General features: G+C 36.7%; 12 protein-coding genes and 1 tRNA gene. All 13 read right to left on the bottom strand.

Translation table 11 applies throughout. The annotated features are described in order from the left end of the window. Positions 1 to 102: 102 nt before the first annotated feature. Entirely contained in the window at positions 103 to 810 is a 708-nt protein-coding gene (locus CLV84_RS21610; RefSeq protein WP_146088908.1) for a hypothetical protein, read from the bottom strand. A gap of 17 nt (positions 811 to 827) precedes the next feature. After that, positions 828 to 899 (bottom strand) — tRNA-Thr (locus tag CLV84_RS21940). A gap of 3 nt (positions 900 to 902) precedes the next feature. Next, positions 903 to 1,694 (bottom strand): hypothetical protein, encoded by a 792-nt coding sequence (locus CLV84_RS21380; protein ID WP_146088907.1) that lies wholly within the window; start codon positions 1,692 to 1,694, stop codon positions 903 to 905. 183 nt (positions 1,695 to 1,877) lie between these two features. After that, entirely contained in the window at positions 1,878 to 3,149 is a 1,272-nt protein-coding gene (locus CLV84_RS21375; protein ID WP_104421895.1) for a hypothetical protein, read from the bottom strand. Positions 3,150 to 3,329: 180 nt separating this feature from the next. After that, the gene (locus CLV84_RS21370; protein WP_104421894.1) at positions 3,330 to 4,388 is read right to left on the bottom strand and encodes a Fic family protein; all 1,059 of its coding nucleotides are present in this window, start codon (positions 4,386 to 4,388) and stop codon (positions 3,330 to 3,332) included. A 236-nt stretch (positions 4,389 to 4,624) separates the two neighbouring features. Further along, entirely contained in the window at positions 4,625 to 5,713 is a 1,089-nt protein-coding gene (locus CLV84_RS21605; RefSeq protein WP_146088906.1) for a hypothetical protein, read from the bottom strand. A 356-nt stretch (positions 5,714 to 6,069) separates the two neighbouring features. Then, positions 6,070 to 6,579: a hypothetical protein gene (locus CLV84_RS21365; RefSeq protein ID WP_104421893.1), complete on the bottom strand. Its 510-nt coding sequence runs from the start codon at positions 6,577 to 6,579 to the stop codon at positions 6,070 to 6,072. Positions 6,580 to 6,590: 11 nt separating this feature from the next. Beyond that, positions 6,591 to 7,352 carry an abortive infection family protein gene (locus CLV84_RS21360; protein WP_104421892.1) on the bottom strand — a complete coding sequence of 254 codons (762 nt, stop codon included), beginning with the start codon at positions 7,350 to 7,352 and terminating at the stop codon, positions 6,591 to 6,593. Between the two features lie 175 nt (positions 7,353 to 7,527). Beyond that, complete coding sequence (locus CLV84_RS21355; RefSeq protein WP_104421891.1) at positions 7,528 to 8,355, bottom strand: hypothetical protein; 828 nt, start codon at positions 8,353 to 8,355, stop codon at positions 7,528 to 7,530. 424 nt (positions 8,356 to 8,779) lie between these two features. After that, positions 8,780 to 9,523: a hypothetical protein gene (locus tag CLV84_RS21600; RefSeq protein ID WP_146088905.1), complete on the bottom strand. Its 744-nt coding sequence runs from the start codon at positions 9,521 to 9,523 to the stop codon at positions 8,780 to 8,782. 2 nt (positions 9,524 to 9,525) lie between these two features. Further along, the gene (locus CLV84_RS21595; RefSeq protein ID WP_146088904.1) at positions 9,526 to 10,191 is read right to left on the bottom strand and encodes a hypothetical protein; all 666 of its coding nucleotides are present in this window, start codon (positions 10,189 to 10,191) and stop codon (positions 9,526 to 9,528) included. Positions 10,192 to 10,397: 206 nt separating this feature from the next. Next, on the bottom strand, positions 10,398 to 11,009 hold the full coding sequence (locus tag CLV84_RS21350; RefSeq protein ID WP_104421890.1) for a DMP19 family protein: 612 nt from the start codon (positions 11,007 to 11,009) through the stop codon (positions 10,398 to 10,400). Positions 11,010 to 11,128: 119 nt separating this feature from the next. Further along, positions 11,129 to 11,524, bottom strand: coding sequence for a hypothetical protein (locus CLV84_RS21345; protein WP_104421889.1), 396 nt, complete (start codon positions 11,522 to 11,524; stop codon positions 11,129 to 11,131). Between the last annotated feature and the right edge of the window lie 245 nt (positions 11,525 to 11,769).

Below are 11,769 nucleotides of genomic sequence, written 5' to 3'. Positions count from 1 at the left end.
AGGCTTACGCGCCGCAACAACACCCCAAAAGCAGCGGAGCCGAGGGCTTCAGAATGGTGGGTAATTACTTAGCTTAATGGAGTTGGCGCGGTGTTCGCCGCATTATTTTTTCGGTTTATTTTTAAGTAAATTTCTTTTTGACAGATAAGTCCAATTTTTTGATTTCTCAATGTCCTCTCTAACTCTTAGATATAATGGCCAATACGAATTATGAAATCCTTTAGTTGGAGATTGTATTAATTCTCTTACTATTTTTGAAACTGTTTCAAGAGACTTGAACCAAGTACCAATCTTAACGTAATCGAGATTATCGATATTGATAGTTGTTTCGTTGTTAAGTTTAGTGCGGTTCCTATTTAGTGCTACAACCCATTGACCATGCATCATTTTATTTCTAATCAAACTTGGTGGGACAATAAAATCATCAATAAAATTGATGATGAAACCTTCACGTTGTTTCAAATCATTAGAATTCGCGTAGTTAGGAATCATTTTAAACCCAATATTAATTAATTTTTTCCAAATTGTTCCAACACTACTCTCATTATCAATATCTTCTATTTGCGATTTCGTAATGCCATATGGTGTTAATACAATCTGATACAATACCGCTTCAGCGTAAGTGCAATATAATAAAGCTAACAGATTAGTTTTGACCTTTAGCTCTCTATCTTTTCCAATCCTATTAGTTTCATTAATATCTTTTATGAAAATTTTTTTCGTTTTTAGTAGATTCCGCACATTCTGACTTTGATTCATATAAAGCTCCAATCTTAGATTTTCATCTAAATGGCCGTTCTCGTTGTACATCTTCAACTTTTAATAAAAGGGGGGAGCGGGAATCGAACCCGCATCTCAACTACTAGGTAGAAGCGCATTAGCCATATTATGCTACCCCCATGTTAATACTTGTCTCCGTACTCACCGGCAATATACTTTATTTTTTCTCCTGTTAGAAGATTATCGACAACATTATAGCAGTGAATGATCAATCTGATTACCTCGATCAATTTAGGAATCACTATGATATATTCAATATTTTTCAGGCCGTAATTATGTGAACACCCTACTTCAATATAGTAAGTGTCCTTATCATGCTTGTAATCTAAGCCATGAATATTCCCATCACTAAATATGAATGGAATATGATGATTACACTTGTGCAAATTATGCGTTTTGTGTTTAAAAACATTATTTATGTATCCTCTCAATTTTTCATAACTAATTAGAGAGTTATTTTCGAATATCTTAGACTTATTAGATGAATCAACAAATTTAGCTATATCTGCAAAATCGACTAATAGCTCAGAAACAACTAAAAAGAATCGAGAATAATGCCTAAAAAGTAATTCATCTTCGTAAATATCTATTTCTACAATTTCACCTTTACTATTAACGACTTTGTCTTTAATTGGCTGGTCACTCAATGATGTTTGGTCAAATCGTACATCTGATAACAAATCTGTTATGTGACTAGACCAACTGCTTAAACTACAAAAAATACTTACATGATTATTTTCTTTATCCGTATCCCGGTGAATATCTTCATTTTTCAATTGCCACTTACATTCAAAGTTGTTTGCAATGTATTCTCTTGGAATACTTTCGCCATCTTGATATAATATTTCTCTTCCTGATGAATGCAGCCAATGGTGTAAAGCTTTTAATCTTGAATTTCGAAAATAATTGTTCATCTCATAATTTTTATGGTCAACAGCATTTTCATACATCAGTTGCGGCGAACGGGTGCGCCACCGCAGGCCGGCTACTACCAGCCTACATTCGGATCTCGACTAGCTTCAAATTAGCTTTTAAAGCCTTCATCGACACCCACAAGGCTCATCGCCGGCTTGACGATGGCGCAATGTTCTGCGCATTTAATTTTTTGGTATGGCAAGCCCTTTCAGAACTCCACCAGTCTCTAATGACTGTTTTGTTGCATCAACGGACAACTGAACCCTCGGTACGTCGATAGTATTAGACTCTTTTGTAATAACTATCACAGCATCTTTTGAGGTCTTTTGAGAAAGGAAGGCAGCTACTGCTCTTCGATCATGTTTCAAATAATCATTACCAATATAAAGCCCTCTATCAAACCCCGGATAGTTGTCAGATTCTATCACTATTATCCTTTGTCCTTCGAAGTCCTTCCATTGGGCTCTTTTATCACGTATCGCTTTAATTATTCTTTTTTGGCTTTCAATAGTGTTTGAACTAACTCTACTTCCCGCACTAAACTTTGAGAGCATCCTTTGGGTACCATCCGTCAAAATTATCGGATCTGATATTACATACACATAACTGTCATGTAACTTATCGGCTCGATCTCTAAAATCTTGGTGATATTCAGGGGGTGTGATTTCAAACGAAATTTTAATATTATCATTAACCTCAATTTCCTCTGGCAAGTAGAATGCATTTATCTCTTTGTTCCTAATTTCGTTGACTTTATTTGAAACAACCTGTATAATGTTATCGACATCTCCTTTTCCAATATCGGCATATCTGACTAGTATTGAAACAGTTGCGGGATAATTACTTAGTAATAGAATTATCCTTCGTAAAATCTCACCATTAATCCAAAGGTCGTCAAATTTATGATAATAAAGTTTCTTGCATTCTACTAAGCAGCGATTGTCGTTAATAAATATGTAGCCTTCTGGATGTTTCCCTTCTAAGTGGCCTGTGAATTCATACTTGTAGTTGTTAAATCCAAAAAGATAGAAAGTATATAGCTCAAAATAGTAGTCTCTAAATTTTCTTTCATCAGCAATATTCCAAAAGTGCTTTAATCTAAGTAATCGATCTGCGTCTTCTCTTTCATGCCACTTGACAACTTTCCAAAATTCTAAAATAGTTTGAACTGCTTTTACATTTGTAGCAGCCAATAAATGTGATAACCAGCGATGAGAGACAGTATTGGGAAAATTTTTTCCGTTGACCTCAATTCTCTTACCACAAAAAGCATCAATACCAAACCATCTAGAAATGTCGGCTGTAACTAAATCTATTTTATCTCTGTTGGTAAGAGAAATCTTGTCTTTACCGTGATACAGGATTGATGATTGAAAGATCACGTTCCCCTTCCAATCTTCTAGTAGATTGTAGTCAAGGTTCTGTTCATCCTTTTCTGAGTTATCTTGATTCATGCTTTATTATGTCAGAGACGGCTGTAATGGTTGCGCAGAACGGATGCGCCACCGCTGGCCGGCTTTCCCAACCAACATTCGGATCTCAATTAGCTTCACAACAGCTTATTAAGGCTTCATCGACGCCTAACAGCCTCACCGCCGGCTTGACGATGGCGCGATGTTGTGCCCAGTCCTTTTTTATTTTTTTTTGTAATATATCGTTGCTTTTCCTTTACCCACCTGCTGGATAATGTTTTCCTTTTTTAGGTATTCTACCTCTTTACGAATTGTGTAGATAGTTGTATCCATGAAAGCGCTATGTATATCACTCACTTTCACTGGTTCTTGATCCTCTATAAATCGAATTATCTGTTGTTGGCGATCAGTAAGGTATGATTTTTTATTTTTGATTTCATCGTACCTTGATTCTAGAATCTCGATAGATTCTTGAAGTGTGTTGAGGAAAAATTCTACCCAGACGCCAATTTTTTCTTCTCCTGATCCTCTTTTTCGCTGGCATTCCATCAGGACATTATAGTATTGTTTCTTCCGTTTTTCAATTTCTGTTTCCATCGAGGCATACATCATAAAGTCGTAGCCATTTTTGAGTAGTAACAGGGTCGTTAGCAATCGGGACAATCGGCCATTGCCATCTTGGTATGGGTGAATAGACAAAAACTCGTATACAAATGCTGAAATAACAATCAATGGGTGAATCTCGTCCTTTTCTAATTCCTGATTAGTCCACCCAACTATAGCTTCCATTTCATTCACGACAAGATGAGGTTCCGTCGTGTTAAAAATGATTTTTTGCTCACCATCCGGGTAGTTTGCAACTACCTTGTTTGATAGTTGCTTAAAGCCACCTCTGTGATACTCGTCCTTTGTACTAGCCTTAAGTAGGAGATTATGTAAGTGATGAATGTGGTTGACTCTAATATCAATCTCTGGATAACTATCAAGAATGAGTTCAAGAACTTCATAGTAACCATATACTTCCTGCTCATCACGATCTTTTAAAGATCCGATGGACACACTTTTGAGCAATTCTTTTACTTCTTCATTTGAAAGCGTAGCGCCTTCAATCCTAGTAGAGGAGCCTATACTTGCTATCGTAGCTATCTGTTTAAGCTCCTTAAGAAGTTTCGACTCTGATAATTCTAATCCTGCCCACCGTCCCTTGAATGAATCTATGTACCCGATTTTTCGAATGATTCGTTGAGTAGTTGCAAAGTCGAAATTTAGCTTCAGTTCCATCTTCCTCTTATTTGGACGAAGATACCACTTTCTCAGTAAGTTATTAGAATTTTATTAGGGTGGTGGATATGGATTGGGCACAACGGGGGCGCCACCGCAGGCCGGCTTCCACCAGCCAACTTACGGAACTCGACAATCTTTCAATCCCAATCTGTAACCATCATCGACACCAAAAAGCCTATCCGCCGGCTTGACGATGGCGCAATGTTGGGCGATAATTTAATTAAAACAACCTTTTAATTTACAATTTGACCACCTGCAATTACATTTCTGTTTCTAAGTCCTTCCTCGGAGCTAAAAGTGCTTACAACAAACGATAAACTCACATTATTAAACATCAACCCTACCTTTAATTGGCCAAATGAAAAATCTGTATTGTTGACACCTAAGTTATCTCTGAATTGCCCACTTCCATGATATTTGCTCATGTTTATGTTTCCAAAGAACCGTATTGCATTGTTGCTAGTTGAAATATCTGCATATACATCTAGTCCATATGAGACACTTCCTGCCCACTTATCTGATGTTGTTCCAAATTCAGGAAAGTCTGCATTGCCCTTTAATATAAATCTAGTTAATAATACCCCTTGATTTTTAGGTAGATGACCATAAATTAATGGATAATCAAATGACAATACTGTGTTACCGCCATATGTTGATAAACGTTGAAATGCTTCTTGCTCTTGAGCATTCTCTTCTTCTGCATTTGTGCTTGCAACCATAACTCCTAAACCAATTCGAAATGCTGACAACTGTCCACTTACTAATTCTGAGTAAACAGAACCAGTACTTTGACCAATATTCAGTCCAGTATTTGTAAGTAAATTGAATCTATTTTCTGAATCATCGTTATATATTATTTCAAATAACGCTCTAGATCTAGCTTGCCCAAATACCATCACCCAATTATCATATTCTAGATAATCCTTGACGTATTCAATATAGTAATCTTGACTCGTGGAGACGGCTTCTGAATGCTTCTGCTCTTCAGCTTCCAATTTTTTAACATGTACTGGAATTTTATCAATATCTGTTTCTTTTGAAATATCCTCATTAATTTTGTCAATGGTTGCTTGCAATTCTTCTACCTTTTTCAACTGTAAAGAATACAAATACCAATTAGCCGTATGATAATTGTCGTCCTCGCCTTTTTCAAGATCAGGTCGTGAACCTACAAATGTTTTGAGATTTATACCTGGTACGTTTTGAGCAATGCAATCAACAGGAAGTATTATACTGGACATTATAAATGTTGTAAGTATAGTACTGATTAGGACGGATAGATTTGCATTTTTGCCTCTACCGTTAATATTACGATCTTCCATATATAGCATTTTTTTTGTTTTGTCGTTGCTTGTATCACTTTGGACTAGGTTCCCATATTGGAAGATACAAACTAGTACACTCCATCGTCCAAGTTTTTTTTTAGTTTCTAACCCAGCGAATACTCTAGCATCATTGAAGAGTGGTGATTTGGTGGCTAACCCCTCAATCCTATGTAGATGCTGAGTGCCGGACCGCCTTTAATGGCGGTCTTTCGCCCAACGGGTGCGCCACCGCAGGCCGGCTACCACCAGCCAACTTTTGGATCAAGAACTCTCTTTCCTACCTGATAGAGCATTCTAGACACTCATACACTTAACCGCCGGCTTGACGATGGCGCAGTGTTCTGTGAATTTTTTTATTCTTGGTCAGCCCATAATTTAGCTCTCCAAGTTTTAACTCCAACTAATACAGTATCTAATTTCCAGTCCTCGGCTAAAATTTTAAAGCCAACTAAAATTGGGCTATCTGATATGTCTGTATTTTCAAGTGATGCGAAGCTTTCTACTATCTTTAGAGTACCCTGGTGCAATCTCTGGTCATCATCCCTGTGTTTGAAGTAATTTCCAAGTGCCACTACCAATTGTATATTGTTATACTGCAAGTTATTTATCTTTCGTCCAAGTTTATATCTTTTAGTTTTGAATTTCAGTGTTTCATCTTTATCGAAGATAGAACTGTTGATATAATTCTGCAAGCACACATAATAGTTTCCGAGTATAGGCTCTATACTTTCAAGCAAGTGTAGGCCATCGAACCATGAATTCCCTTTGTTGAATCTAATTAATTCATCAATTGAATCTTGCAAAGCCTGAGTGATTAGCTCAAGGTTTGAGATACGATAGTCGAAAGATTTGAAGTCGCCCATATCGGTATATGCTAAAATGGGAGGTCGTCATCTTCTTCTTCTACTTCAACATTAGTGGGGTACTTCTCTTTGTACACTCCATCAAAAAATAAACCGATTGTCGTAGCCGTGTTGATTACAAACATAGCGTATAGTGAATCAGATATCACATAATCTTGTGAAGTCTTCCCATGAAAATGTGTCTTGGTACTCCTTAGACTTTCGATCTTTTGATTAATATTTATTACTCCTCTACCTATAGAGACAATATCGGAAGGAATATTGTCGCCATGCAACTGAAATTCTTTTAATATTATTTCAGTCAACTTAAAAAGTGTTTCGTTCCCTTTAATCTTAGCACTCATCCGGTCATCTTTCAAAATTTCCTTTATAATGCTTTCTAATGCTGAATTTGCTAATCCAACGGCCAGTGAAGGATCTTCGCTAACGTTTTTAAACGCTTTGACAAAGGTATGGTAGCTGGTTTCGTAGCTGGACTTTAATCTATTTTTAAATTCTGGTATACTTGGAATAAAATCTGGGGTATTCACACCTAAATCTACAGCGATCCGTAGGATTAATTCTCCCGGCATTCCATGAAGTGTATCTGATAAATCTATGTTTCCGCCTTCCTTATATTGGATTCGAAAATTTGATTCGTAGCCGCCATAATCTTCTTGCCATTTAGTGACGTAATAAGTTACATCTTTATATGAATTATATTCAGCCCAAATCGCATCATGAACTTCTTGAACAAGCTTCATGACATATTTTGGCGAGATCAAATCATTCATGGGTTGACAGTTTTGATTGGTTGTTGTTGGTTTCACAGAACGAGTGCGCCACCGTAGGCCGGCTACCACCACCCAGGATCCGGACCTTCACCAGCTTCTAAGTTAGCTTATAAAGCCTTCATCGACGCCCAAAAGCATCATCGCCGGCTTGACGATGGCGCAATGTTGGGCGATTCTATCTGAGTTTTACCCAATTGAGGATTGTAAACTCTCTGTTCAGACTATGACTCAACACTACTGCCCTATTTCCAAAGACTGAAATCCTGTTTCCCATAACTTGCCCATTTAAACTTAGGGTGGTAATTTCTTGACTACTGTATGGGTTAAGTAATAATAAATCTCCTTTCTTATTTTTTAAGAGAACGTTGCCGTCATACCACTCATAGTTGGACGCATCACCATTTTCATAAAGGGTTAAAATTTTACCAGATTCGAGATCAACGGCATAGAAACCGCCTCCTTTACCTGCGGTGCCCCAAAAAACTGTATTTCCTATCTTCTCTATTGCTGTATACAGATACCCTATTAACTTAATCTGCCAAATAATTTTGTTCGCGCCGAGCATTTTACACGCCACTGTCGATCTGCCATTATATTCAATTAAATAGTCATCAAAACGGACAGTGTCTGTGATTCCACTGCTAACCCTAGGCGATTTTTCAAATGATACAACTTGAAGGGTATCAACGTTAATGGAAACACCAACGTGTAATATTATATCAAGATTAATTTTGGAAAAATTCCACTGCTTTGAATCGTAAATCTTAAATTTATAAGGCTCGCTATGTCTAAACTTAATTGATTTGTTTTCAACCTGTAGATTGGCAGTATCAATTCTAAATATACTAATTTTTTTAGAATACAAGCCATTTGGCATCACAGATTCCCTATCAATACACGGGTGGGCAAAATACAAGTTGTTATCAAAGAAACCCGGATCGCAATCAAAGCTGGAAAGCGAACAATCTGCAAGATTAATCTTGACACCTAATTCAACATCCATAGTGATATATAACTATTAGATTACAAATATATAAAGGCTGAAAATATTCATTTCAAATATATCCTGATATTGTTCTTCTTGGCAAAGAAATTCTTGTACATCATTAACTTATAGCATAACTTAGAATAGTTTAGTGGTCCTAAAACGGGATACCACTCAAATCTCTGTATCCCTTTGTTTGATGGCAGGACTGATAGAAAGACCATGCGATTAAAGCCTTTAGATTGAAGGTATCGAAGTGAATGTAAAGGGCTTGTACCGGACCGCCTTAAATGGCGGTCTGTCGCCCAACGAGTGCGACCACGCAGCCCACGCCTTGAAATAATTAATGACACGCAGGAATATACGTTACTCCACTCACAGACAATAATCAAAGCCATAGACGTCATGCGCGGGTTGACGTGGCCGCTGTGTTCGGCGAATTTTATTTACAGTTATTATAGAGCATTAAGGATGTATTCTCTCGATAGTAACCTAGATTAAAAATATCTCGAATGATAAAGTTAGAATTTGCATCACTATCTTCACTATAGATGTTCACGACACTAGCTATTAAACCATCTTGAATATCATATCGAAATAAGATTTTCAAATTTTCTTCATTTAGCTCTAAATAATATGTAGTACAGTGTTGCTTGATACTAAATTCTGAGTAAGGTATTTTAATAGCTTGATCGTTCACTGAGAGAACAATATGGACAAATTCTTTCCGGAAAATAACTTCTCTAAAAAATGATTCATATTTAGTACTACTTGAGTATTCATTTGGCAAGGTTAGAGTCTTAAATCTATAGTTGAAGTTTTTGTAAACTGATGAGTTGCCTGGGTTAAATGTAGAGTGGGTCTTGTACGACCTTAGCACAAAATAATCTTCATTAGAGTATGAGATACTCTTATTGGTTCTTACGTAGTTTCCAGAACCATTATTATAAATATTGGCACCATTATCTCTTGCGACAGTTCCAGCCTCACCTGTATAGGGATTTACATTTCCAATTGTAGAAAAGTTATCATTAACTGTTGAGTTGGGTGCAGTTCTGAAGTGTCCTTGAACAAACTTGTTACCTTTGAAGTAACCTGACACCCAAACATGATCTGTATTTGTTTGAGCTAGTAAGGAACTTGAGAGAGTAAGGAATATAAATACAATGATAGTGAGGTGTTTCATCTTTATAGGTTTTCTAATTGAAACTTTGCAGTAAATTCATTCATTGTAATCTCTACTGTATTATTATGAGTATTAAATGGATCATTTGTTTTATAAACAATTTTCCTAATTGAAGCCTGTTTCAATATGTCAATTTCAGAATTAGTCAAATAATAAACAGAATATCTTTCGTAAACTGTGTTTTTTATGGTCCCGAATAGTGGACTGCTAGAGCCACTTACTTGCTGCAATTTATATTCTCTTTTTTCCACTCCATTGATATTTCTGTCTGTAAACTTAAGTACTTTGTTATTATTTGTGTAGAGCAGGACATTTCCAGTCCACACTTCATCTCTTGGATTAAAATTTAGAGATTGCCAAAAAATTATTACTTTCCTACCATTACTTTTACCGAATTGAATAAACAAATCCTTGCCATATAGAGGAGAATCACCGTAGACTTTTACTTTATTATTTACATTGAATTCAATTCCATCTAAGTATACTACGGAAAGATTTTTATTTGACTCTCGATTCCCTAAAAATGAATGATTGGTATATTCCCAAGATCCATCTTCATTTAATAGGACTTTTCTTCCATCTTCTGTGGTTGCACTAACTTGAGCAACTATTTCCAGTGAAACCACTAACCCTACGATTGTCAAAAACACAATCTTTAACACTTTCATAGTCTTAACTTTTTACAAGTTACTAAATTAAGTATTTTCCTAGTTTCGCCGAACGGGTGCGCCGGCGCAGGCCGGCTGAACCAACCAGCATCCGGCCCCCAACCAGCTTAAAGTGCCTTTTTCAAAGCCTTATCGGAGCTCAAAAGCAATACCGCCGGCTTGACGATGGCGCAATGTTGGGCGAATATTATTCATTTTTGAATAAATTATTCTTTAACAAATAGACTAGCGTTTGTACGTATGAAATTGGCCTGGTAATTAATCAATTCATTTTTCTCATTTAAATCGTAAAACACTTTATCAAGGTCGTTTAGCGGATTGTCGTCGTAAGATTTACTAAAGCCTTCTAATGTACCGTCTTGGTGTCTTTTAATATTTTGCATGTTTTGTGCATATAATATATTGGCTCTTACCATCAATTCTGCAAAAGAACTGGCACCAATGAATAGAAGTAGATCAGGAAGAATATCAGCGTACTGTCTGCTTGGATTAGCATAGAATTGATTAAATCCTCCATTGTTGATTTCCCCTTCCCATACCCAAGTAATGTAGATTGCCCTTTGTCCCTCATTTAGCTCCTGTATTATGTACTGGCTCTGTCTAGTATAATCCTCAGGAAGCTCGTTGATTATCTTGTTGAAAATTAAATACACTAGGTCGAATGAATCTGAGCTAGCTATCAATTCATGACTGACTATTGTATTCTTTATTTGTAGTCTGTTATCGTCAATTGATCTTGATATTTCATCAAATGAGGTATCACTTTTTGAACTTTTAAAGCCCACATATTGAAGTATTTTGATCAGCACTGCTTTCATATCTCAAAATTGTTACAGTAATAAAGTTATTAATTCTATGGTCGTTCGGTTTTTCAATCTATAAAATATTATACACTATAAATTAGTAAGGGAAAAGTAGATGAGTTCCACCCTTTCACTCAAGTTAGAGATTCTATCAACTCTTTACGGTAGATGTCACGAAGAATTGTTAATGCACACATGCCAATTATAATAGTTGATAGCAGCACCCCTGCCCAGTACAAAACAAACTTGTTGGAATCGGCTGTATGTTTACCGCTAGTTATGCGCCTGATCAGTAATTGTGTTCCGGGTCCTATGAAATAAAGTATATTTGCGAGCAATAAAGTAAAAGCAGTAAATCCCAACACATAACCTACATTGTACGGAGTGACATTGAAACCTATTAATAGGTATATTACTATGAATTCAATGATAATAATTAGGTTATATTGTAATCTTTTGCCATTCCACCATTTAATAATATGACCAGTTTCGATTGATTTTAACGGCTGATGATCAAGAATGTCTTTCATGACTTATGCCTGTAAGGAATTGTGAGCGATATTATTGATTCTAAATAGAGAACGTGAAGTTGTGTGTCTCTGTGCCGGCCTGATGCCGGCATTTCGCCCAACGGGTGCGCCACCGTCTGCCCGGGATACACCGACCACGGCACAGAATTTAGCCCCCAATACTAGCCTTTCCGGCGATAGAGAACATGGGCCAAAACCCGCAGCGCCAGCGGAGGCTTTTGGCCCATTGTGAACATCGACGGAAA

The sequence above is a fragment of the Neolewinella xylanilytica genome, assembly GCF_002934605.1.
Lineage (GTDB): Bacteria > Bacteroidota > Bacteroidia > Chitinophagales > Saprospiraceae > Neolewinella > Neolewinella xylanilytica.
This window is presented reverse-complemented; position numbering and strand designations above follow the sequence as displayed.